The 22379-nt window shown below is 59.6% G+C and carries 24 protein-coding genes, 1 tRNA gene and 1 pseudogene; 11 read left to right on the top strand and 15 right to left on the bottom strand.

Going from position 1 to position 22379, the window contains the following annotated elements; genetic code table 11:
• The first annotated feature begins 4 nt into the window (after window positions 1-4).
• The 4 genes from NJH59_RS17200 to cysG are packed head-to-tail and all read left to right on the top strand — an operon-like array spanning window position 5 to window position 4385.
• Window positions 5-1330, top strand: coding sequence for a replication-associated recombination protein A (locus NJH59_RS17200; protein ID WP_043860847.1), 1326 nt, complete (start codon window positions 5-7; stop codon window positions 1328-1330).
• Window positions 1327-1701: a fluoride efflux transporter CrcB gene (gene crcB / locus NJH59_RS17205; protein ID WP_043860846.1), complete on the top strand. Its 375-nt coding sequence runs from the start codon at window positions 1327-1329 to the stop codon at window positions 1699-1701. The genes NJH59_RS17200 and crcB overlap by 4 nt, the downstream gene beginning before the upstream one ends.
• Before the next feature lie 17 nt (window positions 1702-1718).
• The gene (gene serS / locus NJH59_RS17210) at window positions 1719-2999 is read left to right on the top strand and encodes a serine--tRNA ligase (protein ID WP_043860845.1); all 1281 of its coding nucleotides are present in this window, start codon (window positions 1719-1721) and stop codon (window positions 2997-2999) included.
• Window positions 3000-4385, top strand: a complete 1386-nt coding sequence (gene cysG, locus NJH59_RS17215) for a siroheme synthase CysG (RefSeq protein WP_229589326.1) — start codon at window positions 3000-3002, stop codon at window positions 4383-4385.
• Window positions 4386-4477: 92 nt separating this feature from the next.
• Here cysG and NJH59_RS17220 read toward each other — a convergent pair whose 3' ends face one another.
• The 8 genes from NJH59_RS17220 to NJH59_RS17255 form a co-directional block, all read right to left on the bottom strand.
• A complete protein-coding gene (locus tag NJH59_RS17220) occupies window positions 4478-5446 on the bottom strand; it encodes a glutathione S-transferase family protein (protein ID WP_196933156.1) in 969 nt (322 codons plus the stop codon).
• Between the two features lie 108 nt (window positions 5447-5554).
• Window positions 5555-6550: a glycosyl transferase family protein gene (locus tag NJH59_RS17225; RefSeq protein ID WP_253087070.1), complete on the bottom strand. Its 996-nt coding sequence runs from the start codon at window positions 6548-6550 to the stop codon at window positions 5555-5557.
• On the bottom strand, window positions 6547-6882 hold the full coding sequence (locus NJH59_RS17230) for a TusE/DsrC/DsvC family sulfur relay protein (protein ID WP_043860841.1): 336 nt from the start codon (window positions 6880-6882) through the stop codon (window positions 6547-6549). The genes NJH59_RS17225 and NJH59_RS17230 overlap by 4 nt, the downstream gene beginning before the upstream one ends.
• Entirely contained in the window at window positions 6879-7175 is a 297-nt protein-coding gene (tusB, locus tag NJH59_RS17235; protein WP_058541209.1) for a sulfurtransferase complex subunit TusB, read from the bottom strand. The genes NJH59_RS17230 and tusB overlap by 4 nt, the downstream gene beginning before the upstream one ends.
• Window positions 7175-7534, bottom strand: coding sequence for a sulfurtransferase complex subunit TusC (gene tusC, locus NJH59_RS17240; protein ID WP_043860839.1), 360 nt, complete (start codon window positions 7532-7534; stop codon window positions 7175-7177). Before tusC ends, tusB begins: the two co-directional genes overlap by 1 nt.
• 1 nt (window position 7535) lies before the next feature.
• Window positions 7536-7928, bottom strand: coding sequence for a sulfurtransferase complex subunit TusD (gene tusD, locus NJH59_RS17245; protein ID WP_196933158.1), 393 nt, complete (start codon window positions 7926-7928; stop codon window positions 7536-7538).
• 93 nt (window positions 7929-8021) lie between these two features.
• The gene (locus tag NJH59_RS17250; protein ID WP_253087071.1) at window positions 8022-9392 is read right to left on the bottom strand and encodes a nucleobase:cation symporter-2 family protein; all 1371 of its coding nucleotides are present in this window, start codon (window positions 9390-9392) and stop codon (window positions 8022-8024) included.
• A gap of 218 nt (window positions 9393-9610) precedes the next feature.
• A complete protein-coding gene (locus tag NJH59_RS17255) occupies window positions 9611-10282 on the bottom strand; it encodes a Bax inhibitor-1/YccA family protein (protein ID WP_043860836.1) in 672 nt (223 codons plus the stop codon).
• 121 nt (window positions 10283-10403) lie between these two features.
• Here NJH59_RS17255 and NJH59_RS17260 point away from each other — a divergent pair.
• The 4 genes from NJH59_RS17260 (at window position 10404) to NJH59_RS17275 (ending at window position 13464) form a co-directional block, all read left to right on the top strand.
• Window positions 10404-10491, top strand: a tRNA-Ser gene (locus NJH59_RS17260).
• Window positions 10492-10821: 330 nt separating this feature from the next.
• A complete protein-coding gene (locus NJH59_RS17265) occupies window positions 10822-11640 on the top strand; it encodes a Dam family site-specific DNA-(adenine-N6)-methyltransferase (protein ID WP_253087072.1) in 819 nt (272 codons plus the stop codon).
• Window positions 11631-12263 (top strand): hypothetical protein, encoded by a 633-nt coding sequence (locus NJH59_RS17270; RefSeq protein ID WP_253087073.1) that lies wholly within the window; start codon window positions 11631-11633, stop codon window positions 12261-12263. Before NJH59_RS17265 ends, NJH59_RS17270 begins: the two co-directional genes overlap by 10 nt.
• Window positions 12256-13464 carry a DGQHR domain-containing protein gene (locus NJH59_RS17275; RefSeq protein ID WP_253087074.1) on the top strand — a complete coding sequence of 403 codons (1209 nt, stop codon included), beginning with the start codon at window positions 12256-12258 and terminating at the stop codon, window positions 13462-13464. The genes NJH59_RS17270 and NJH59_RS17275 overlap by 8 nt, the downstream gene beginning before the upstream one ends.
• 47 nt (window positions 13465-13511) lie before the next feature.
• Here the strand turns inward: NJH59_RS17275 and NJH59_RS17280 are convergent.
• The 7 genes and pseudogenes from NJH59_RS17280 to NJH59_RS17310 all read right to left on the bottom strand — a co-directional run.
• A pseudogene (locus tag NJH59_RS17280) lies at window positions 13512-13760 on the bottom strand (integrase); the annotation flags it as partial.
• Between the two features lie 48 nt (window positions 13761-13808).
• The gene (locus NJH59_RS17285) at window positions 13809-15341 is read right to left on the bottom strand and encodes an IS66 family transposase (RefSeq protein WP_253087075.1); all 1533 of its coding nucleotides are present in this window, start codon (window positions 15339-15341) and stop codon (window positions 13809-13811) included.
• Between the two features lie 18 nt (window positions 15342-15359).
• Window positions 15360-15719, bottom strand: coding sequence for an IS66 family insertion sequence element accessory protein TnpB (gene tnpB, locus NJH59_RS17290; RefSeq protein WP_019412232.1), 360 nt, complete (start codon window positions 15717-15719; stop codon window positions 15360-15362).
• 442 nt (window positions 15720-16161) lie between these two features.
• Window positions 16162-16461 carry a hypothetical protein gene (locus tag NJH59_RS17295; protein ID WP_043861032.1) on the bottom strand — a complete coding sequence of 100 codons (300 nt, stop codon included), beginning with the start codon at window positions 16459-16461 and terminating at the stop codon, window positions 16162-16164.
• Between the two features lie 300 nt (window positions 16462-16761).
• Window positions 16762-17040 (bottom strand): hypothetical protein, encoded by a 279-nt coding sequence (locus NJH59_RS17300; RefSeq protein WP_146095037.1) that lies wholly within the window; start codon window positions 17038-17040, stop codon window positions 16762-16764.
• A 207-nt stretch (window positions 17041-17247) separates the two neighbouring features.
• Window positions 17248-17916, bottom strand: a complete 669-nt coding sequence (locus NJH59_RS17305; protein WP_043861034.1) for a GntR family transcriptional regulator — start codon at window positions 17914-17916, stop codon at window positions 17248-17250.
• 67 nt (window positions 17917-17983) lie between these two features.
• Window positions 17984-18718, bottom strand: coding sequence for an SDR family NAD(P)-dependent oxidoreductase (locus tag NJH59_RS17310; RefSeq protein WP_043861035.1), 735 nt, complete (start codon window positions 18716-18718; stop codon window positions 17984-17986).
• Window positions 18719-18903: 185 nt separating this feature from the next.
• Between NJH59_RS17310 and NJH59_RS17315 the strand changes: the two genes are divergently transcribed.
• The 3 genes from NJH59_RS17315 to NJH59_RS17325 are packed head-to-tail and all read left to right on the top strand — an operon-like array spanning window position 18904 to window position 22376.
• Window positions 18904-19935, top strand: coding sequence for an ABC transporter substrate-binding protein (locus NJH59_RS17315; RefSeq protein WP_253087076.1), 1032 nt, complete (start codon window positions 18904-18906; stop codon window positions 19933-19935).
• A 57-nt stretch (window positions 19936-19992) separates the two neighbouring features.
• Window positions 19993-21060, top strand: a complete 1068-nt coding sequence (locus NJH59_RS17320; RefSeq protein ID WP_253087077.1) for a phosphotransferase — start codon at window positions 19993-19995, stop codon at window positions 21058-21060.
• On the top strand, window positions 21057-22376 hold the full coding sequence (locus tag NJH59_RS17325) for an aminotransferase class III-fold pyridoxal phosphate-dependent enzyme (protein WP_253087078.1): 1320 nt from the start codon (window positions 21057-21059) through the stop codon (window positions 22374-22376). The genes NJH59_RS17320 and NJH59_RS17325 overlap by 4 nt, the downstream gene beginning before the upstream one ends.
• Window positions 22377-22379 lie beyond the last annotated feature (3 nt).

Here is a 22379-nt window from a genome sequence, read left to right on the forward strand (position 1 = left end):
GTCCATGGACCTGTTTCGAAGTGACCCTGTTGCCCAGCCCTTGGCCGCGCGCCTGCGCCCGGCCAACCTGGACGAATACGTCGGCCAGCAGCACCTGCTGGCGCGCGGCAAGCCGCTGCGCGAGGCACTGGAGCAGGGCGCGCTGCACTCGATGATCTTCTGGGGCCCGCCCGGGGTGGGCAAGACCACCCTGGCGCGTTTGCTGGCACAGTTCTGCGAGGCGCACTTCGAGACCGTTTCAGCCGTACTGGCCGGGGTCAAGGAGATCCGCCAGGCGGTGGAGATCGCCAAGCAGCAGGCCGCCCAGTACGGGCGGCGCACCATCCTGTTCGTCGACGAAGTGCACCGCTTCAACAAGTCGCAGCAGGACGCCTTTCTGCCGTATGTGGAAGACGGCACGCTGATCTTCATCGGCGCCACCACCGAAAACCCCTCGTTCGAACTCAACAACGCCCTGCTGTCGCGGGCGCGCGTGTATGTGCTCAAGAGCCTGGACGAAGCCGCGTTGCACCGCCTGGTGGAGCGCGCACTGACCGAGGAACGCGGCCTGGGCAAGCGCAACCTGAGCCTGGGCGACGAAGCCTTCAAGATGCTGCTAGCTGCCGCCGATGGCGATGGCCGGCGCCTGCTCAACCTGCTGGAGAATGCCTCGGACCTGGCCGAAGACGGCAGCGAGATCGGGGTGGAACTGCTGCAAAGCCTGCTTGGCGATACCCGTCGACGTTTCGACAAGGGCGGCGAGGCCTTCTACGACCAGATTTCCGCATTGCACAAATCGGTGCGCGGCTCCAACCCCGATGGGGCGCTGTACTGGTTCGCACGCATGCTCGATGGCGGCTGCGACCCGTTGTACCTGGCGCGGCGCGTGGTGCGCATGGCCAGCGAAGACATCGGCAACGCCGACCCGCGTGCGCTGAGCCTGTGTCTGGCCGCGTGGGACGTGCAGGAGCGCCTGGGCAGCCCCGAGGGCGAGCTGGCGGTGGCCCAGGCCATTACGTACCTGGCCTGTGCACCCAAGAGCAATGCGGTGTACATGGGCTTCAAGACCGCCCTGCGCGAAGCCGCCGAGCATGGTTCGCTGGAAGTGCCGCTGCACCTGCGCAACGCACCCACCAAGCTGATGAAGCAACTGGGCTACGGCGACGAGTACCGTTATGCCCACGACGAGCCCGATGCCTATGCGGCGGGCGAAGACTACTTTCCCGATGACCTCGCGCCGCGCCAGTACTACCAGCCGGTGCCTCGCGGCCTGGAACTGAAGATCGGCGAGAAGCTGCGCCACCTGGCCGAACTCGATCGCCTGAGCCCGCGCCAGCGGAGAAAGCCATGATTGCCCTGGTGGCCGCAGTCAGCGCCGGGGGCATTGCCGGCACGCTGCTGCGCTTTGCCGCGGGAAATTGGGTCAATGCCCACTGGCCACGCCACTTCTATCTCGGTACGCTGGCGGTCAACCTGATTGGCTGCCTGCTGATCGGCTTGCTCTACGGGCTGTTTCTGCATCGCCCGCTGGTGCCGGTCGAGCTGCGCGCAGGCCTGATCGTCGGCTTCCTTGGCGGCCTGACGACCTTTTCATCCTTTTCCATGGACACCGTACGCCTGCTCGAAAGCGGGCAAGCGCCCCTGGCGTTCGGCTATGCCAGCCTCAGTGTAGTGGGTGGCCTGCTCGCCACCTGGGCCGGTTTGTCCTTGACCAAATTCTGAACCAGCGAGAAAACGATATGCTCGATTCCCAACTGTTACGCGGCCAACTTCAGGAAGTGGCGGATCGCCTGGCTTCCCGTGGCTTCAGCCTGGATGTCGCGCGCATCGAAGCACTTGAAGAGCGCCGCAAGTCTGTGCAGACCCGCACCGAACAGCTGCAGGCCGAGCGTAACGCCCGTTCCAAATCCATCGGCCAGGCCAAGGCCAAGGGTGAGGACATTGCCCCGCTGATGGCCGACGTCGAGCGCATGGCCAACGAACTGGCTGCCGGCAAGGTGGAGCTGGAAGGTATCCGCGAAGAGCTGGACGCTATCCTGCTGACCATCCCCAACCTGCCGGACGCCAGCGTACCGGTGGGCGCCGATGAAGACGACAACGTCGAAGTGCGCCGCTGGGGCACCCCGCGCAGCTTCGATTTTGCGATCCAGGACCACGTCGCCCTGGGCGAGCGCAACGGCTACCTCGACTTCGAGACCGCAGCCAAGCTGTCGGGCGCGCGGTTTGCCCTGCTGCGCGGCCCGATCGCCCGCCTGCACCGTGCCCTGGCGCAGTTCATGATCAACCTGCACACCGCCGAGCATGGCTACGAGGAAGCCTACACCCCGTACCTGGTACAGGCCCCGGCGCTGCAAGGCACCGGCCAGCTGCCCAAGTTCGAGGAAGACCTGTTCAAGATCAGCCGCGAAGGCGAGGCCGACTTCTACCTGATCCCGACGGCCGAAGTGTCGCTGACCAACATCGTGGCCGGCGAAATCGTCGATGCCAAGCAACTGCCGATCAAGTTCGTCGCCCACACCCCGTGCTTTCGTAGCGAAGCCGGTGCGTCGGGTCGCGATACCCGCGGCATGATCCGCCAGCACCAGTTCGACAAGGTCGAGATGGTCCAGGTGGTCGAGCCGGGCAAGTCGATGGAAGCCCTCGAAGGCCTGACTGCCAACGCCGAGCGCGTGCTGCAACTGCTGGAGCTGCCTTACCGCGTACTGTCGCTGTGCACCGGCGACATGGGCTTCAGTGCCGTGAAGACCTACGACCTGGAAGTGTGGGTGCCGAGCCAGGACAAGTACCGCGAAATTTCCTCGTGCTCCAACTGCGGCGACTTCCAGGCGCGCCGCATGCAGGCCCGCTGGCGCAACCCGGAAACCGGCAAGCCGGAGCTGGTGCATACCCTCAACGGCTCGGGCCTGGCTGTAGGCCGTACCCTGGTGGCAGTGCTGGAGAACTACCAGCAGGCTGATGGCAGCATCCGTGTACCGGACGTGCTCAAGCCTTACATGGGTGGCCTGGAGATCATCGGTTAAATGGAGTTCCTGCCGCTGTTCCACAACCTGCGGGGCAGCCAGGTGCTGGTCGTGGGTGGAGGCGAGATTGCCCTGCGCAAGTCTCGCCTGCTGGCCGATGCAGGTGCCGTGCTGCGGGTGGTTGCCCCTGAAATCGAGGGGCAACTGGCCGAACTGGCACGCTCCAGTGGCGGCCAGACCCTGGCCCGCGGCTATCACGAAAGCGACCTCGACGGTTGCCAGCTGATCATCGCCGCCACCGACGACCAGGCGCTCAACGCCCAGGTATCGGGCGATGCGCGCCAGCGCTGTGTGCCGGTCAACGTGGTGGATGCGCCGGCGTTGTGCACGGTGATCTTCCCGGCGATCGTCGACCGTTCGCCACTGGTGGTGGCAGTGTCCAGCGGCGGCGATGCGCCGGTGCTGGCACGCCTGATCCGCGCCAAGCTGGAAACCTGGATTCCTGCCGCCTATGGCGAACTGGCCGGCCTGGCCGCGCGCTTTCGCCATCGGGTCAAGGAACTGTACCCCGACGTGAACCAGCGTCGTGGGTTCTGGGAAGACGTGTTCCAGGGCCCGATTGCCGAGCGCCAGCTGGCCGGGCAGGGCGCCGAAGCCGAACGCCTGCTGCAGGCCAAGGTGGATGGCGCGCTGCCGCAGACCTCGGGCGAGGTGTACCTGGTGGGGGCGGGGCCGGGTGATCCGGACTTGCTGACCTTCCGTGCGCTGCGCCTGATGCAGCAGGCCGATGTGGTGCTGTACGACCGCCTGGTGGCGCCCGCCATCATCGAGTTGTGCCGGCGCGACGCCGAGCGCATCTACGTGGGCAAGCGCCGTGCCGATCACAGTGTGCCGCAGGACCAGATCAACCAACTGCTGGTGACCCTGGCCAAGCAAGGCAAGCGCGTGCTGCGCCTCAAGGGCGGCGATCCGTTCATCTTCGGCCGGGGTGGCGAGGAGATCGAAGAGCTGGCCGAGCATGGCATACCCTTCCAGGTGGTGCCGGGCATCACTGCGGCCAGCGGCTGCTCGGCGTATGCCGGCATCCCGCTGACCCATCGCGATTATGCCCAGTCGGTGCGCTTCGTGACCGGCCACCTCAAGGACGGTACTAGCAACCTGCCGTGGAATGACCTGGTGGCGCCTGCGCAGACCCTGGTGTTCTACATGGGGCTGGTGGGCTTGCCGACCATCTGTGCCGAGCTGATTCGTCACGGTCGTGCGGCTAGTACGCCGGCGGCGCTGGTGCAGCAGGGCACTACCACCAACCAGCGGGTGTTTACCGGCACCCTGGCCGACTTGCCGCAACTGGTGGCGGAGCATGAAGTGCATGCGCCGACGCTGGTGATCGTGGGCGAGGTGGTGCAGCTTCGCGAGAAGCTGGCGTGGTTCGAAGGGGCTCAGTAACAACAGCTTCGCCAGCAAGGCTGGCTCCTGCAGGTACACGCGACCCACTGCAGGAGCCAGCCTTGCTGGCGAAGGGGCCCTTCAACCCCTGATCAAAAACTGGTCTTGTCCCAAATCCCCCGGCCCACCAGCCGCTCCCGATCATGTCGCGCCGCAAAGTCCTGCAATGGCCCCTTGGGCACGATCCCGTTCGGGTTGATGGTCTTGTGGCTCATGTAATAGTGACGCTGGATATGCTCCATGTTCACCGTCTCGGCCACCCCCGGCCACTGATACAGCTCCCTCAGCCAGTTCGACAGGTTCGGATAATCGGCGATGCGCCGCAGGTTGCACTTGAAGTGCCCGTGATACACCGCATCGAACCGAACCAGCGTGGTGAACAGCCGCCAGTCAGCTTCGGTCAGGTACTCGCCGGCCAGGTAGCGCTGGTCGTTCAGTAGCTTTTCCAGTGCATCCAGCTCGGCAAACAGCTCGTCGAACGCTTGCTCGTAGGCTTTTTGCGTAGTCGCAAAGCCTGCGCGGTACACGCCGTTGTTCACGGCAGGGTAGATCCGCTCGTTCAGTGCATCGATGCTCGCGCGCAGCGGCTCGGGGTAAAGGTCCAGGCGATTGCTGGTCAGCCCGTCGAAGGCGGTGTTGAAGATACGGATGATCTCGGCCGACTCGTTGTTGACGATGCGTTGTTCCTGCTTGTCCCACAGCACCGGCACCGTGACCCGGCCGGTGTAATGCGGGTCGTCGCGGGTGTAGCGCTGATGCAGGAATTCAAGCTGGTCGAGCTTGTCGCCTGTCGAACCGAGAGCTGTGTCGAAGGTCCAGCCGTTCTCGCCCATCAGCCAGCTGACCACCGACACGTCGATCAGCTTGTCCAGGCCCTTGAGCGTGCGAAAGATCAGCGTGCGGTGCGCCCAGGGGCAGGCCAGCGACACATACAGGTGATAGCGCCCGGCGTCGGCTGCGGGCAGCTGATTGCGCCGCTGCGCGTTCTCGCGCTGGAAGGTGCCGTCTTTGCTGCTTTCATACCACTGGTCATGCCAGCGGCCGTCGATCAACAGGCCCATGGTGGTCTCCTTGGCGATTCGTTCAACTTGGAGCCCAGTGTACGGGTTCAAGTTCGAACCAATGGCGCAAAGCATCGGCCTGTTTGATCGAAAACCCCGATCATTCGCCTAGCTCAGGCGTTGATCCCACCAGTGCTGCGCCTGTGTGAAGGCGTCCTCTCGGGTTTGCCCCAAGCCGCGTAGCGCCAGCGCCATGCTCGATACAAGAGCCAGTTCACCGTAGCTGTTGCGGGCCTCGCCGCGCCATACTGCCAGCAGGTGCTGCAGGTCGAGGCTGGCCGGCTTCACATGGCGCTGGGCCGACAGCTGCGGCCATTCTTCATCCCAGTCTTCGCCATGGGCAGTGCCGTACAGGTGGCTGGTGGCATCCGGATTGATCTCGATTTCACCGCCGTCACCCTTGACCACAATCGCCGTATCGCCCAGCAGCCGACTGGCTTCGCGGTGTACGGCCTGGTAGCCGGGGTGGAAGATACTCTGCAGGCCGCACCGCGCCCCCAGCGGGTTGAGCACCCGTGCCAGGGAGTGAATGGGCGAGCGCAGCCCCAGGGTGTTGCGCAGGTCGATCATGTGCTGCAGGCGCGGCGCCCAGTCCTGCAGGGGGATGAACGCGATGCAGTGCTCGTCCAGGGCACTGGCGACGCTGGCCCAGTCGCGGCACAGCGGGATCTGCACCCGTTCCAGCACCTGTTCGGTATACAGGCGCCCGGCGGTGTGAGCGCCGCCGCCGTGCAGCAGGATGCGCACACCGTTTTTCGCAAGGCACTTGGCCGCCAGCAGAAACCACGGCAGGTGGCGCTTCTTGCCCGCATAGCTCGGCCAGTCCAGGTCGACCGCGATGGGCGGTGCCTGTACACGCTGGCGCACGGCTTCGGTGAAGCCGGCCAGCTCCTCGGGGCTCTCCTCCTTGTGACGCAGCAGCATCAGGAAGGCGCCCAGCTGCGTCTGCTCGACCTTGCCGTCCAGCAGCATGCCCATGGCCTCGCGGGCTTCTTCCCGGGTCAGGCCGCGGGCGCCGCGTTTGCCTTTGCCCAAAATGCGCACGAACTGGGCGAAGGGGTGTTCGGCGGGCGTTTCGAGGGTGAGCGGGGTAGGGGCAGTCATATGCAGTTGGTCGGCTTTGGCAGGCCCGCGAGCTTCGCGGCAAGTTTGGCGGGGGTGCCGTTGAACAGGCGGTTCAGGTGCAGGCTGTTGCCTTTGTCCGGGCCCAGCTTCAAGGCGGTGTACTTGATCAGCGGGCGCGTGGCCGGCGACAGCTCGAACTCCTGGTAGAACTGGCGCAGCAGCTCCAGTACCTCCCAGTGTTCGGGGGTCAGTTCCAGGCCTTCGCGCTCGGCCAGGGCTTGTGCCACGGGCTTTGACCAGTCCTTCAGGTCGACCAGGAAGCCGTCCTTGTCCAGGGCGATGTCGCGGTTGTCGAGGCTCAGGGTGCTCATAGCCAGCTGTTGACCTTGTCGTGGTCCAGCGACAGCTGCACGAACGCCGGGTAGTCGATGGCCCGGGCCGCGTCGCTGGAGATGCCGCGGGCTTGCAGGTCTTCTTCCAGCGCAAACAGCCTTGCGCCCAGGTTGGCGTGCTCCAGCGCCTTCAGCGGCTCGCTGCCGGGCTGCAGCGCATACACCGCGTCGCCGCACAGCAGCAGGCCGTCGTTGCTGCCCAGCAGGCGCAGGCAACTGCTCAGGCGGTTATCGCCGAAGGGCGAATGGGAAATGACGTGCAGGGTGCTCATCAGAGGGTTACCACCTGGTCAAAACGGTCGATCAGGGCTGCCAGTGCAGCGTCGTCGAGTACCTCGACGTCCAGTGTCAGGTGTTCAGCGTCCAGGCCGCGCTCGAGCAGGCTGCGGGCGTCGGCGAACAGGGCCTCCACGCCGAACATCGGCAGCGCCTGGAGGTTGGCCGCCAGGTTCTTCTGTTGCAGCTGTGCCGGTTGCTGTGCAGGTGCCAGCTGAAACACGCCGTCATCCAGAAACAGCATGCCCAGCGGCAAGTCGAAGGCGCCGCCGGCCAGGGCGATATCCAGTGCCTCGCGGGCCGACGGGCCGGCCCAGGGGGCCTGGCGGCTGATAATCAGCAATGACTTGGCCATTTCAGTCGCCTCCAAAGCAGACCAGGCGGTCGGCGGTTTGTGCAGCTTCGTGCAACTGGCCCAGGCCCGACAGCTCCCACGGCGCGGGCAGGTTCACGGCGGGGCGTTCATAACGCTGGGCCTCTTCGGCGTTCAACACGCCACGGCGCAGGGCGGCGGCGATGCACACCACTGCATCGAGCTGGTGCTCGGTGATGAAGGCACGCCATTGTGCCGGCACGTCCAGCTCATCCTGCGGCGCGACCACGTTGGCCGAGGCGCTGTGCACGCCATCCTGATAGAAAAACAGCCGCACGATCTCGTGCCCGCTGGCCAGGGCAGCCTGGGCGAACAGCAGTGCACGGCGCGAGGAGGGCGCATGGCCGGGGGAAAATACCGCGAGGGCGAACTTCATGGCAGGCTCTGTCAGCAAAACTGCGCCCATGATAAAGCAAAAAGCCCGCGCCTTGTGGGCGCGGGCCTGGTTGGGGCAGCTTGGCAAGCGGCCTCAGTTCTGAGCTTTGGACTCGGGCAGGAACCAGTTCAGCACCAGCGCACAGATGCCGCCGGTTGCCACGCCAGACTCCAGCACATTGCGCAGTGCCGATGGCATGTGCGCCAGGAATTCCGGCACCTGCGCCACGCCCAGGCCCAACGCCAGGGACACCGCGATGATCAGCAGGGCGCGACGGTCCAGGCTGATGCTGGCCAGAATGTTGATACCCGAGGCCGCTACGGCACCGAACATCACCATCGCAGCGCCACCCAGCACCGGCTCCGGCACCGCCTGGATCACCCCGGCCACGCTTGGGAACAGCCCCAGAATCACCAGCATTGCGGCAATCCAGATACCGATATGGCGGCTGGCGATACCGGTCAGCTGGATCACGCCGTTGTTCTGCGCGAACACCGAGCTGGGGAAGGTGTTGAATATACCGGCCAGCAGCGAGTTGGCGCCGTTGACCAGCACGCCGCCCTTGATGCGTTGCATCCACAGCGGGCCTTCGACCGGCTGGCGCGACACCTTGCTGGTGGCGGTAACGTCGCCGATGGCTTCCAGCGAAGTCACGAGATAGATCACCAGCATCGGAATGAAAAGCGCCCAGGAGAAACTCAGGCCGAAGTGCAATGGCACCGGCACCTGGAACATGGCGGCTTCATGCATGCCGGTGAAGTCCAGGCGGCCCAGGTAGCCGGCCAGTGCGTAGCCGACGGCCAGCGCGATCACGATCGCGCAACTGCGCATCCACACCACCGGGATGCGGTTGAGTACCACGATGATGGCCAGCACCACGCCGGACAGCAGCAGGTTTTCGCCGTTGGCGAAGGTGCCGTTGGCCATGGCGCCGAAACCGCCGCCCATGCTGATCAGGCCCACCTTGATCAACGTGAGGCCGATCATCAGCACTACTATGCCGGTGACCAGGGGGGTGATCAGGCGTTTCACGAACGGCAGAATGCGCGAAATGCCCATCTCAACGAACGAGCCGGCAATCACTACACCAAAGATCGCCGCCATTACGCCTTCTACGGGCGTACCTTGCTTGACCATCAGCGCGCCGCCGGCGATCAGCGGGCCAACGAAGTTGAAGCTGGTGCCTTGGACGATCAACAGCCCGGCGCCGAAGGGCCCGAAGCGTCGGCATTGCACGAAGGTGGCGATCCCGGAGATCACCAGCGACATCGACACGATCAGGTTGGTATCGCGGGCCGATACGCCGAGTGCCTGGCAGATCAGCAGGCCGGGGGTAACGATAGGCACGATGATCGCCAGCAGGTGCTGCAGGGCAGCGAGCAGGGCGATCAGCGGCCGGGGCCGGTCTTCCAGGCCTAGAACCAGTTCATTGGCCTGTTCGGGCGCTTGTTCGAGTGAGCTCATGGGTGTTGCTGCCCCGGGCAGAAAAAAGGAGCGCATTCTACGGCGCGCGCGGGGATTGGGGTAGTCCAGTTTGCCAGCATTATCTGGCGCTACAGCCCGCAGGGCGTAGGAGTCGGCCTTGCAAGTGAACGAGCGCGAAGCCATCCCCCCTCAAACGCCACCCACAAAAAAAGCCCGCCGAAGCGGGCTTTTTCAACACTCAACCAACCAAGCTCGGATTAGTCATCCCGACCCATCAGCCCGAACAGTTGCAGCAGGCTGACGAACAGGTTGTAGATCGATACATACAGGCTGATGGTCGCCATGATGTAGTTACGCTCACCACCGTGGATGATCGCGCTGGTCTGGAACAGGATGCACACCGACGAGAACAGCACGAAACCTGCGCTGATTGCCAGTTGCAGGCCGCTGATCTGGAAGAAGAAGCTTGCCAGCACAGCGCCCAGCAGCACGAAGAAGCCTGCGGTGATGAAGCCGCCCAGGAAGCTCATGTCCTTGCGGGTGATCAGCACGTAGGCCGACAGACCACCGAACACCAGTGCGGTCATGGCGAATGCCGAGCTGACCACTTCAGCGCCGCCGGCCATGCCCAGGTAGCGGTTGAGGATAGGGCCGAGCAGGAAGCCCATGAAACCGGTCAGCGCGAAGGTGGACACCAGGCCCCATACCGAATCACGCAGCTTGTTGGTGAGGAAGAACAGGCCGTAGAAGCCGATCAGCACCACAAAAATGTTCGGGTAGCCGACGCGCATCTGTTGGGCCACATAGGCCATGACACCACTGAAAGCGAGGGTGATGGCCAGCAGGCCATAGGTGTTGCGCAGGACGCGGCTGACCTCTTGCTGTTCGACCTGCAGGCCGTGGTTGACGGCGTAATCCTGTTCGCGCATGGCGACACTCCTGTGGGTTTGAAACGTTCAGATGCAAAGATCATAACAGAGGCGCGCAGACCAGCCACCTAGAGAGTTTGACAGCTTGTTTCATTTCGGTATTATGGCGCCCGCAATACGAGGAAGCGTGGCCGAGTGGTTTAAGGCAACGGTCTTGAAAACCGTCGATGGGCAACTATCCTAGAGTTCGAATCTCTACGCTTCCGCCATCTTCAAAGCCCTGATTAATCAGGGCTTTTTGCGTTTTTGGGGTAGCCTTTTTTGCCCATTGCCGCGTCTGATTGCTTCCGCATCGACCGACTTGATTTCCGCAACCTAAGTAGCTAGGACATGGTAGGTAGCGGCTGCCTCGCCATGTGAGGTCGTAAACAGATACCACCAGGTGCTCAAATGGCCATCATTCTGGCCTAGGCTTATGGCAGCAGCTAACCGCAGAGGGTATAGTCGACTCGCATGGAAGACCTTGGATTAGGCTCAGGTTGCCAATCCCTGGAACTTTATAGGCGCCATTACTCCTTGGCCCCACTTGGAATTTGCTCTTGGATAACTCAGAACCAAAAAAAATATTGCCGTTCCTCAAGTGGGCTGGTGGTAAGCGCTGGTTGGTAGAAAAGCATTCGATTTTTCTTGAGGCGAGTCATGACCGCTTCATTGAACCGTTCTTGGGAAGCGGAGCAGTATACTTCAGCCTGAAACCGACTAAAGCAATTTTGTGTGACAAGAACGAGCGTCTCATAGAAGCCTACTCTGCGATCAAAGAGAACTGGCCAGGTGTTCTTCGGCATTTAAAGATTCATCATAGCAAACACTCTAAAGAGTATTATTATTCTGTACGGTCCAAAAAAGTTCGAACACCTGAGACTCGCGCGGCTCAGTTCATCTATTTGAATAGAACGTGCTGGAATGGACTGTATCGAGTTAATCTCGAAGGTCGATTTAATGTACCCATTGGCACAAAGCAGAACGTAATCCTTGATACGGACGACTTCGAGTCTGTGTCTAAGCTTTTGGGGGGCGCTGAGTTGGTGTCGGGCGATTTTGAATACGCTATTTCCCAGGCGCGGAGCGGTGACTTTGTATTTGTAGATCCTCCGTATACTGTAAAGCATAATTATAATGGCTTTGTAAAGTATAACGAAAGTATATTCTCTTGGGAGGATCAGCTGCGCTTGAGGGATAGTGTCAAGGCAGCGACCTCGCGTGGCGCTAAAGTTCTAGTGACAAATGCATGTCATGAAAGTATTAGAGATATCTATGAGGGAGTGGGGGAGCTTGTTGTAGTAGATAGAGCGAGTGTAATTGCAGGGAAGTCGGTCGCCAGAGGAAGATATGAAGAAATGGTGATAAAATGTTTCTAAACGGATTAGATGTCAAAGGTTGGCTTGTCAGGTTCTTTGGCAAGATACCATTTTTGCAATGTTTGGTCAGCTTTCCAAGTGAAGCACATAAAAGCGCGCTGAGGAAGTTTTTTGCCCTCTGGATTTTGGCAAGTTTACCAATCTTGTTTGCTGCACTTTTGTCTCCTATTCCGGCCGATGGATCAAGTTGGGCTCTTTTCTCAAAGTTGAAGGAATCTATTTCCGTTTCGGAGCAATTTGTATATGTTGCCTCGTTTTTGACGCCGGTTCTATACATCTGGTATGAGAAATACCAAGCTGCTGAGCAGAATATCGCGCAGCGATTCAAGGGGTTGTTTAGTGGCTATGGGCTCGTGGCTCTGTCGGCCTTTATTTTAATGTTGGCAACTGCATCAGCTTTTGGTGCGTTGAAAACAAATGCAGATTCATTTAAGAGTACTTTTTTGAGTCTGGCCCTTACTGAGTACTCGGCTTGGGTTTATTTTTTTGCGCTCTATTGTTGGTATCTATCGCTTGTGGATGGAATTCCAGGGGATTTTGTGGCGGAAACGCGCAAGTCTGAGCAAAGTGTCAAAACAGGTTTGGCGGCGCGTCTGAAGTCTCGAGGAGAAGGAAATGACTGATAAAACGTTGAGCCTGCCGGTTCTAAAGGTTGAGCAGCCCATCGGTACTTTTTATATAGCCTCGGTCAAAGCAAGGGACTTGGTTGAAATATCCTATTCGGATGTTCGACGGTTAGCAGAAGATCAGCGAGATCTTGAAAAATATCTCGGAATACAGCGGCCTGTAAGTCCTAAGCGAATTAAGGATATTAAGAAATATATTCAAGGCGGTGATGCGACGTTCCCTACCTCTGTAATTCTTGCAATCGATGAACGGTGCGCTGAGTTTCAATCGCTCAATAATGGAGTGGGTACTCTTACCTTAAGAGGGTATACCCCGCCGGAAGACTCCGAGGATCAGGAGATACCTTACGCAAAAATAGCGAAGGTGATTGATGGCCAGCATCGCATAGCTGCGTTCATGAATGATGACCGAAATTGGTCGTTTGAATTTGCTGATGATGGTTTTGATATCAATGTTTCAATATTTGTAGGGGCGGATGTTTCTGAGCAGGCTAATATTTTTGCGACTGTTAACCTGGCTCAAACAAAAGTGAATAAAAGCTTGGTCTATGATTTGACAGAGCTTGCAAATACGCCAAGTCCATACAAGACTTGCCATAATGTCGCTGTTGCGTTAGATGAAGAGCCCACAAGTCCGCTATTCAAGCGTATAAAACGTCTTGGCACTGCTACACCAAATCGAGAAAAGGAGCCGCTCACTCAAGCTTCGTTTGTGGAGTCGCTGGTTAAGTTTATCTCACCTGACCCTGTTCAGGATCGCAATGATTTATTAGCGGGACGAAAGTTAAAGCATGCTATTGGTTCGGAATTGTTAAAGTTTCCGTTTCGTAATTTGTTTATAGCTGACAGGGAAGTTGATATTGCGGAGATACTCTATAATTATTTTAGTGCGATTCATCAAAAGTGGCCGGAGTCATGGTGTGCCATTGAACGTACCGGTAATTTGCTCCCTAGGTCGAACGCTTTTAAGGCTTTTATGATTTATCTGCGAGAGGATGTTTATCCCAAGCTTGCGGGTGATGATTATGGTCGTATTCCTACGGTACAAGAGTTTTTTGATTCTCTAACTCATATCGAATTAAGGGATGAGGATTTTACAATTAAGAACTTCGCTCCCGGTAGCGGAGGACAATCTACATTTCTAAAAATGCTTCGAGGGCAGATTGGGCTGGAAGACATGTTGACGGTTGACAGTTAAGTTGTTCGTGCCTTTGTTCGTCGTGGGCTGACGAACAAAGGCTATGGCTACCGAGTTGGAGGAACTATTTCTCCGATGCGACGGTAGACAGTTGCTGTAATGCGCTTGTCAGTGTGGCCTAAGAGGCGACTGGCGTGGCCGAGGTCACCAATCTCGCTTGCTGCTTTAGGGCGAATATCTCTGAACTGGAACTGTCGGATCTGCTCGGCCAGCACGCTGTCATTGCCTTCATTCGCGTGTTCAATGGCTGCCTGCCTGGCGCCGTCGAATCGAAGACGCAACATTGATGCGGTTACATTGTAAGCGCTCCATGAACCCCACATTTTAAAGGTGGGGTTCTACGGCTATCTTGGAATTTGCGGCGTGCAGTTCCACGGTAGCAAGGCCTCGAAGTCTTCTACGCTCGAGGCTTGTGGCAGGCGCTCAAGTGCGTGGCGCAGCCACGCATAGGGCTCTTGGCCGTTGGCTTTAGCCGTCTCGACCAAACTGTAAAGTTGAGCGCTGGCCGTCGCGCCTTTGGGCGTGTCGCTGAACAGCCAGTTCTTGCGCCCGATCACGAAGGGCCGGATCGCACGCTCGGCGGTGTTGTTGTCGAGTGGCAAGTAACCGGCTTCGGTGTAGCGCACCAACTTAATCCAGTTGCTGGCCAGGTAGCTGATGGCTTTGCCCAGGGCATTTTGCGCCGTCACTTGTGGCTGGGTTTTCTCCAGCCAGGCGTGCAACTGGGCCAACACCGGCAGGCTGTTTTGCTGTCGGCTTTCATGGCGATGTTCATCGCCGACTTCTTTTAAATCTCGTTCGATACCGTACAGCTTGTTGATCAGATTCAGGGCGATATCCGCACGCCCGGTTTTGCCCTTAGGCTGCACCTTTTGCGCCTCGACAAACTTGCGTCGCGCATGTGCCCAGCAGCCTAAACGCTCGACACCGGATTGCGCACCCAAGGCGTTATAACCGGCGTAATCGTCGGTCATCAGGTAGCCGCGATAAACTTCGAGCAGGCGCGACGGAACCTCCTGCGCCCGACTGGTCGAGTAGTCAAAAAGGATCACCGGCTGATTCGGTGGCCCGCCGGTTTGCACCCACATCCAGGATTGGCTGGTGGGTTCCCGAACGGGCTCTTTCATCACCTGGGCCCGCGTTTCGTCACAGTGGATGACGCGACTTTCCAGCAGTCGATCCCGCATCAAGTTGAGCAAGGGTTGCAGATGTTCGCCGCACTGGATCACCCAGCGCGCCAAGGTTTGGCGTGGAATATCGATACCGTGGCGGCCCAGTACTTTTTCGAAGCGGTGAAGTGGCAGGCCGTCGACGTATTTGGTCGTCACCAACATCGCCAACACACTGGGGCTGGCCATACTCTTTTCGATCAGTTGCGCCGGCTTGTCAGCGGTAACCGGCGCGGTTTCACAGCCACGGCAGGCGTAGACCTTGCGCACATGTTTGATCACGCGAATTTGCATCGGCACGATCTCGAGCTGCTCGCTGATTTCCTCGCCAATGGCGTGCTTACGGCAACCGCAGGCACAGGTCAGCTCGTGCTCGGGCAGTTCGTGAATGACCTCGATACGCGGAAGATCGGCGGGCAGAGGCCTGCGTTTGCCCCGTCGCTTGGTCGGCGCTACGACCTCTTCTTCAACCGCTTCGTCGACCAACTCGTCGACGCTTTCAGCTTCGTTGAACAAGGCCATTTGCGGGGTCGCAGGATCGGCAGTCTGCTCTGACTTGCGCCCGAAAAGACGCTGACGCAACAGCGCGTTTTCTTCTTCGAGATGAACGATCTTGCCCTTATCCGACTCGCGCTCACTCAGCATTTGCTCAAGCAGTCTCTTGAGCAAAACAGGGTCGTCAGGAAGGTCTTTGGGCATGGAAATCATGCCCTGGATTATACCGAATCAGGCGACGAATCGAGGCGTCAAAACTTGATGCGGACGGTTGCGCCACAAATCAAAACCATCCAATAACCAGTTGAGTTCTTGAACCGTCAGCACGATGGCTTCATCCGAACAATCCGGCGATGTTTTGAAGCGCTCGGATTCCAGGCGCTTTAGCCAAAGGCAAAAGCCGTTGCGCTCCCAATACAAAATCTTCACTCGATTGCGAGGCTTGTTGAGGAAGACGAAAAGCACCGGGTCAAACACCGCGACCTTGATGTCCAGTTCGACCAGAGCGGCGAGGCCGTCGATGGATTTTCGGAAGTCGACAGGCTTGGGATAGAGATAGACTTTTTCGACTTTTGCGTCGGGACGCATCATGAGGTGCTGGCTCCGGAAAGGAATCGGGAGCACAGCATCGGGGATCAGGTGGTGACTTTGAATGTGGGGTTTATGGAGCGCTTACGCTGTTTTCGATCTACGCAGAGACCTCATCGTCGAACCAGCAGCCGTAGCCCAACCAAAGTGTGGCGAAACCAAACAACCAGTAGTGCTGCCTGCTAGATAGGCACTATTTTTCTCTCTAAAAAAAGTTAGCCGCGCAAAAGAATCGGGCTGTTTCGTGCACTATTTTTTCAAGGCGCTCAGGTGCGTGACGAGTGAATGACGATTGGAGGGTGGGCTGATCAGGGCCTAAAAAGAAAAACTTGCGAGCAGGCCATGGCGGCCTGCTGCAGTAACAGTCAGGAGTAGCGAGTGCAATAGTGTTTTTTACTTTACAGCTTTTCTGGAGGGCTACTCTTTTTGCGGTGCTTTCTGGTTTTTAAGATGCACTCCGGCAGCTTTCGCAGCGCCATCCCTTGTAACTTTCGGCTTTTTCAAGCGCTGCAACCAGATCACGACCGGCTATCGTGTTTTGGCAGTTGTTGTGTTTTTCGTTTGGTTTTCTCATCCCCTCGCATTGTTTCTTCAGGAAGGGGCTCACCACCGCCTGCTGCCTTGACGTAAGCGCTCTGAACCCCTTGTCTACGGCGAGCTGGGCGTAGCTTTGTACGCTCGGCTTTTCACCTTGGAATGCGTTCTGCGCGATAAGGGCCGAGAAAATCTCTCGCTCGATAGTCATTCGTTAATCCTTTATTCAACCAACAAGTTTGCTCATGTTTTTTATTATTCTGAGCAATGCGAAAGCATACGTTACCATCGGGTGAGGTTTTATTGAACTGGGTTTCCATCCAGCTATAAAAACGCACGGCTTCACATTTTTTGGTCAATAAAGGTTGGGTTCCTGGTATTTAAAATATTTCAATAGGTCATTGTTACAATTTATTTCTTGTTCAAAAAAAGTTTCGCTCTCACTTTAATGGGTTCGTGCACCGTGTAAGTTTCCTGCCTTTCCCGCTAAGTTTTACGGTGACGACACGCCTTATGAGTTTTTATGAAGTTCCGCGATTTCCTGTGCCGGGCTGCCACTGAGTGCGCAGCTCGTGGGGAGCACTCGCCCTGTCGATTTCAGTTGCAGGTCGTGCAGGTCCTTCGTCAGCCCCTGGTTCATCGCCACAAGCTTGGCAATGTTCCTGCGCGCCTTGCCCAGCTCTCGGGTCAGGTATTCGGCCTCATTCGTAATGAGCACCACCTGGTGCTTCCACATCTCCAGCTCAGTGGGCGCTCCGAAGCCGTCAAAGTCTTCAATGTCTTGGGTCATTTCCGCCACCATATGGGTACTGTTTGTATATACAGTAATCCAGTCGAGCGAGCGCGGCGAGCCGAGGCGACGAATTGCACGGGGAGGGGGATTTTTTCGGTCGGCAGGACGCCGGAACAGGGGTGAGAATCGGTTTCAGAACGCCAGCGGCGCCACTTGCAGCATGCGGCCTGTCGCATGCCGAGTTATCGCCAGCACCACGCCCCTTCAGTCATGCTCCATCTGAACATACTCCAGCATCTTCTGGCTCCCATCCAGAATGTCACTGCAGATCGCCAGGCGAGCCGCCGCACCATCGCGCTGCTTCAACGCCTCCAGCACATCCCAGTGATGATCAATCGCCATGCGCTCGTTGAACCCGCCGTAGGCCCGGGCAATCAGCGGCCCGGTACGCATCCACAACCCATCCAGCAGGCTGACCAGCACCGGCATATCGGCGATTTCCGCCAACCTGAAGTGAAACTCGTGGTTGAAGGTCAGCGCGGACCTCAAGTCATTGTCCTTGATCGCCACCAGGTTGTTCTGAATGCAGGTTTGCAGCCGCGCCACTTGCTCCTCGGTCGCCAGCGATGCAGCTGTTTCGGCCGCCAACCCCTCGAGCGAGAGCCGGATGCTCCTGATCTCCAGGTACTGCTTGGAAGTCAGTACCGGCACACGAATGTCCCGCGGTGTCTTCAGAACCAGCGCCTGCTCCTTTGCCAGTTGAAGAATCGCGTCCCGCACAGGCGTGACACTCGTACCCAGCTGTTCGGCAAGGTCGCGTATGCGCAGCCGATCATTGGGCTGGAAGCGCCCTGTAATCAGGGCTTCGCGCAGCAGGCCATAGATACCGCTGCCAAGGTAGGAGTGTTTCAGGTGCTCAATCGGATAATTCATCGCGTACTCGTGTGCGGCACAGGCCCGGCGGGAGAGGGGAGGCTACCGGCAGCGATTATCGAGTAACTCAAACATGTTGCCCACCGTTTACATGGATTTCTGCGCCATTGACGTACGAAGCGCCCTGCGTGCAGAGAAAATGCACCAACGCCGCGACTTCCTCGGGCTTGCCCATGCGTTTCATCGGGATCGATCGCTCCACGATCAGCTCGGTGCCAGCGGAGAGGATGGAGGTGTCGATCTCCCCCGGGGCGATCGCGTTCACCCGAACCCCATAGGGCCCGAAGTCATGCGCCATCTCGCGCGTCAGCGCCGACAGCGCCGCTTTGGAGCAGGCATACGCCACCCCTGCGAACGGGTGCACCCGCGAACCGGCAATGGAGGTGACGTTGATCACCGAGCCCTTTGCCGCCTTGAGCTCCTCGAACAACCCCCGCGCCAGCAGGGCGGTCGAGAAGATGTTCACGTTGAACACGTTCAGCCAGGTCGAGTAGTCGGACTCCAGCACCCCCAGTCGCTCCCCATCCGGGCCTTTGGGTGAAACGCCGGCGTTGTTGACCAACGCATCCAGCCGCCCACCGAGTTTTTCCCGGATTTCCGGAAGCCTGCGCTGTATGTCCTCCACGCTCCCCAGGTCGAGGTGAATGTGGTTGGCGATGCCTTCGGCCCAGGGGCAGCCTTCGCCCAGGTCCTGCCTCGAGGCGGTAAACACGCGCCAACCCGCAGCACTGAAATGTTTCACGGTGGCGTGGCCGATGCCCCGGCTGGCACCGGTGAGAAGCAGCGTACGTTGATCGGTCATGGCGGGTTCCCTGTTCATTGGTAAGGGCAAGTGTAGCGTAAAATATGATGCATCATATTTATTATGTGTTTTAATGCGTTCCGTCCCCACCGGGGAAGCGTCACGTTCGATCGATTGCTGCCACTACAAGAAAACTGCCATCCCTTTAAAGCTGCCCACGACCCGTAGCTGACCTGGAGAGACGCATGAATAAGAAAATCGCAGCTGTACTTTTGCTCGCAACCATCGCAAGCCCGCTGTATGCCGCTGAAAAGCTGACCGTGGTGTCCTTCGGCGGCAACAACCGCCAGGCGCAGGAGAAGGCGTTCTACAAACCCTTCACCGCCCAGACCGGCGTGGCCATCACCGCCGACGACTACAACGGCGAAATGGCCAAGATCAAGGTGATGGCCGACACCGGCAAAACCAGCTGGGATGTGGTGGAGGTCGAATCGCCCGAGCTCATCCGTGGTTGCAGCGAAGGGGTGTTCGAACCGCTGGACTGGAGCCGGATAGGCAACAAGGAAGACTTCATTCCTGCGGCCGTCAGCGACTGTGGTGTCGGCATCTTCATCTGGTCCACCGTGCTGACCTACGACCCCAACAAACTCGCCTCCAGCCCGCAAGGCTGGGCCGACTTCTGGGACCTGAAGAAGTACCCCGGCAAGCGCGGCCTGCGCCGCGGCGCGAAGTTCACGCTGGAGTTCGCGCTGCTCGCCGATGGGGTAGACAACAAGGACCTCTACACGCTGCTGGGTACTGAAGAGGGTGTCAAACGTGCGTTCAATAAGCTCGATGAAATCAAGTCCAGCATCCAGTGGTGGGACTCCGGCGCGCAGCCGCTGCAATGGCTGATCGCCGGTGACGTGGTCATGACCTCCGCCTACAACGGCCGTGTCACCTCTGCCCAGGAGGAAGGCCAGTCGTTTGCGATGCAATGGAATGGCAGCCTCTACGATCTCGATCACTGGGCCATCGTGAAAGGGGCGCCGAAAAAGGAACTGGCCGAGCGCTTCATCGCGTTCGCCAGCGAGCCCATGCAACAGAAGAACTTCGTCGAGGCCATCCCCTACGGGCCCAGCAACACCGGCGCGATGGACCTGCTGGACAAGCGCGTGGGCGAAAAACTGCCCACCGCCCCGCAAAACCTGAAAAACGCCCGTGCCACCGACGCCGAGTTCTGGATCGACCACGGTGAGGATCTGGAGGAACGCTTCAACGCCTGGGTCAACAAGTGATGCATGGCGCCCCTGAAACCGGGGGCGCCATTCAAAGGCCGTATAAGGATGCGAGTCATGCCCCTTGAAAATCTGGCTGTCGATGACAGCCTGCTCGAAGCTGCTCCGGCACGGGTCACCGATGCGCAGGCGTGTGCAGTGCTGCGCCAGCAATTCGGTTTGAGCGGCACGCTCGAAAAACTGGGCGGCGAGCGCGACCTCAATTTCCGCGTGATGCTCGAAGACGGCTCATCCCGGTTGTTCAAGCTCTCCCACCCGCTTGAAAACCCCGATGTGGTCGACTTCCACAACCAGGCGATGCGAAGAATCGAGCTTCGCGATCCCGGGCTTGCGGTTCAGCGCGTGCACCCCTCGCTTGAGGGCCAGTACGCCACCTTCGTCGAGATCGACGGGCAGCGCATGCTGGCGCGGCTGCTGTCCTTCGAAGATGGCATGCCCCTTCACTGCGTGAGTCACCCCACACCGACGTTTCGCCGGGTCATCGGGCAGTCCATCGCCCGGCTTGACGTGGCGCTGCAAGGGTTTGCCCACCCCGCCGCCGGGCATGCGCTGCTGTGGGACATGCAGCACGCCGCGCACCTTCGACCGCTGCTGGTGCACATCGAACCCGGCCCCGGACGAAGCCTGGTGCAGCGCAGCCTCGAGCAGTATGCGTCGGTGGTGGTGCCAAGCATCCCCGGGCTGCGCAAGCAGGTCATTCACAATGACACCAACCCGCACAACATCATCGTGGATGCCCACAACCCCGATGTGCTGCGCAGCATCCTCGATTTCGGTGACATGGTGCATGCGCCCCTGGTCAACGAGGTCGCGGTTGCCGCTTCCTACCACCTTGGGCAGGTGGGCGATGTACTGGAGCCGGCCCTGGATGTGATTGTCGGCTACCACCAGTGCAACCCCCTGAACCAGCAGGAGCTGGCGCTGCTGCCCGAGCTGCTGGCCACGCGCCTGGCGTTGGCCCTGTGCATCAACTCCTGGCGCGCCGAACTGCATCCGGACAATCGCCAGTACATCCTTCGAAACACCCAGCGTGCCTGGGCAAACCTGAAGGCACTGTCGGCGCTGTCTCGTGCTGAAACAGAAGACCGAATTGCTTCGGCCTGCCTGCGAGCAAATCGAGCATGAGCATGATCAACGGCTTCACGTCAGCCGACGCCACCCGGCTTTCGGCATCGCAGCGACGCCTGATCGAGCGCCGCGAGCGGCTACTGGGCCCGGCATACCGCCTGTTCTACGAGCAACCGCTGCACACCGTTCGAGGGGAGGGCGTATGGCTCTTCGACGAGCAGGGCCGTCGCTACCTGGACGCCTACAACAACGTTGCCTCCATCGGTCACTGCCATCCCCGGGTGGTCGAGGCGATTCATCGGCAGTCGCAGGTGCTGAACACGCACACCCGTTACCTGCAGGAGGGCATTCTCGACTATGCCGAGCAGTTGCTCGGTACCTTCACCGATGACCTGGATCGCGTCATGTTCACCTGCTCCGGGAGCGAGGCGAATGATCTGGCGCTGCGTATCGCCAGGCACTGCACCGGAGGCACCGGCGTCATCATCACCCGGTTCGCCTACCACGGCGTCACCGCAGACATCGCCGAGCTTTCACCATCGCTTGGCAGCGCCATGGTGCTCCCGGCGCATGTGCGCACCGTTCGCGCACCTGACGCTTACCGTCTGGGGGCCGAAAACGTGGCGCCGATGTTCGCCGCAGACGTGCGCGCCGCAATCGACGACCTCAAGGCGCACGGCATCCGCCCGGCGGCAATCCTGCTGGATGGCATCTTCTCCAGCGACGGCGTGCTGCCCGGGCCGGCGGGCTGTATCGCCGAGGGTGTGGCGCTGGCCCAGGCCGAAGGCCTGCTGTACATCGCCGATGAGGTACAGCCGGGTTTTGCGCGTACCGGCCTTAACATGTGGGGGTTTACCAGGCACAACGTGCGCCCGGACCTCGTCACCCTCGGCAAGCCCATGGGCAATGGCCAGCCCATTGCCGGCATCGTCGGGCGCTCCCAGGTGGTCGATCACTTCGGCAGGAGCATGCGCTACTTCAATACCTTTGGCGGCAACCCGGTCTCGTGTGCGGCAGGTCAGGCGGTGCTGGACGTGATCCGCGAAGAACACCTGCAGCAGAGGGCCCATCACATTGGCAGCTACCTGCTGGACGGCCTGACACGGCTTGCCCAGCGCCATCAAATGATCGGCGACGTCAGGGGGGCCGGCATGTTCCTTGGGGTTGAGCTGGTCACCGACCGCGCCACCAGGGCACCCGCAGCCAGGCAGGCCCGCCAGGTGGTCAACGCGATGCGCGAGCAGGGCGTACTGATCAGCGCCGCCGGTCCGCACCAGAACGTGCTCAAAATCCGTCCGCTGCTGGCGTTTACCGAAGAGCATGCGCAGATGCTTGTGGAAGCGGTCGATACCGCGATGCAAGGGGCTTGTTGAGAA

The organism is Pseudomonas sp. VE 267-6A, from assembly GCF_024126555.1.
Lineage (GTDB): Bacteria > Pseudomonadota > Gammaproteobacteria > Pseudomonadales > Pseudomonadaceae > Aquipseudomonas > Aquipseudomonas palmensis.

Excerpts from the sequence above, each read along its gene's own strand:
- NJH59_RS17200 (WP_043860847.1), top strand. The coding sequence starts at position 5 with ATGGACCTGTTTCGAAGTGACCCTGTTGCCCAGCCCTTGGCCGCGCGC.
- crcB (WP_043860846.1), top strand. The coding sequence starts at position 1,327 with ATGATTGCCCTGGTGGCCGCAGTCAGCGCCGGGGGCATTGCCGGCACG.
- serS (WP_043860845.1), top strand. The coding sequence starts at position 1,719 with ATGCTCGATTCCCAACTGTTACGCGGCCAACTTCAGGAAGTGGCGGAT.
- cysG (WP_229589326.1), top strand. The coding sequence starts at position 3,000 with ATGGAGTTCCTGCCGCTGTTCCACAACCTGCGGGGCAGCCAGGTGCTG.
- NJH59_RS17220 (WP_196933156.1), bottom strand. The coding sequence starts at position 5,446 with ATGGGCCTGTTGATCGACGGCCGCTGGCATGACCAGTGGTATGAAAGC.
- NJH59_RS17225 (WP_253087070.1), bottom strand. The coding sequence starts at position 6,550 with ATGACTGCCCCTACCCCGCTCACCCTCGAAACGCCCGCCGAACACCCC.
- NJH59_RS17230 (WP_043860841.1), bottom strand. The coding sequence starts at position 6,882 with ATGAGCACCCTGAGCCTCGACAACCGCGACATCGCCCTGGACAAGGAC.
- tusB (WP_058541209.1), bottom strand. The coding sequence starts at position 7,175 with ATGAGCACCCTGCACGTCATTTCCCATTCGCCCTTCGGCGATAACCGC.
- tusC (WP_043860839.1), bottom strand. The coding sequence starts at position 7,534 with ATGGCCAAGTCATTGCTGATTATCAGCCGCCAGGCCCCCTGGGCCGGC.
- tusD (WP_196933158.1), bottom strand. The coding sequence starts at position 7,928 with ATGAAGTTCGCCCTCGCGGTATTTTCCCCCGGCCATGCGCCCTCCTCG.
- NJH59_RS17250 (WP_253087071.1), bottom strand. The coding sequence starts at position 9,392 with ATGAGCTCACTCGAACAAGCGCCCGAACAGGCCAATGAACTGGTTCTA.
- NJH59_RS17255 (WP_043860836.1), bottom strand. The coding sequence starts at position 10,282 with ATGCGCGAACAGGATTACGCCGTCAACCACGGCCTGCAGGTCGAACAG.
- NJH59_RS17270 (WP_253087073.1), top strand. The coding sequence starts at position 11,631 with ATGTTTCTAAACGGATTAGATGTCAAAGGTTGGCTTGTCAGGTTCTTT.
- NJH59_RS17275 (WP_253087074.1), top strand. The coding sequence starts at position 12,256 with ATGACTGATAAAACGTTGAGCCTGCCGGTTCTAAAGGTTGAGCAGCCC.
- NJH59_RS17285 (WP_253087075.1), bottom strand. The coding sequence starts at position 15,341 with ATGATTTCCATGCCCAAAGACCTTCCTGACGACCCTGTTTTGCTCAAG.
- tnpB (WP_019412232.1), bottom strand. The coding sequence starts at position 15,719 with ATGATGCGTCCCGACGCAAAAGTCGAAAAAGTCTATCTCTATCCCAAG.
- NJH59_RS17295 (WP_043861032.1), bottom strand. The coding sequence starts at position 16,461 with ATGACTATCGAGCGAGAGATTTTCTCGGCCCTTATCGCGCAGAACGCA.
- NJH59_RS17300 (WP_146095037.1), bottom strand. The coding sequence starts at position 17,040 with ATGACCCAAGACATTGAAGACTTTGACGGCTTCGGAGCGCCCACTGAG.
- NJH59_RS17305 (WP_043861034.1), bottom strand. The coding sequence starts at position 17,916 with ATGAATTATCCGATTGAGCACCTGAAACACTCCTACCTTGGCAGCGGT.
- NJH59_RS17310 (WP_043861035.1), bottom strand. The coding sequence starts at position 18,718 with ATGACCGATCAACGTACGCTGCTTCTCACCGGTGCCAGCCGGGGCATC.
- NJH59_RS17315 (WP_253087076.1), top strand. The coding sequence starts at position 18,904 with ATGAATAAGAAAATCGCAGCTGTACTTTTGCTCGCAACCATCGCAAGC.
- NJH59_RS17320 (WP_253087077.1), top strand. The coding sequence starts at position 19,993 with ATGCCCCTTGAAAATCTGGCTGTCGATGACAGCCTGCTCGAAGCTGCT.
- NJH59_RS17325 (WP_253087078.1), top strand. The coding sequence starts at position 21,057 with ATGAGCATGATCAACGGCTTCACGTCAGCCGACGCCACCCGGCTTTCG.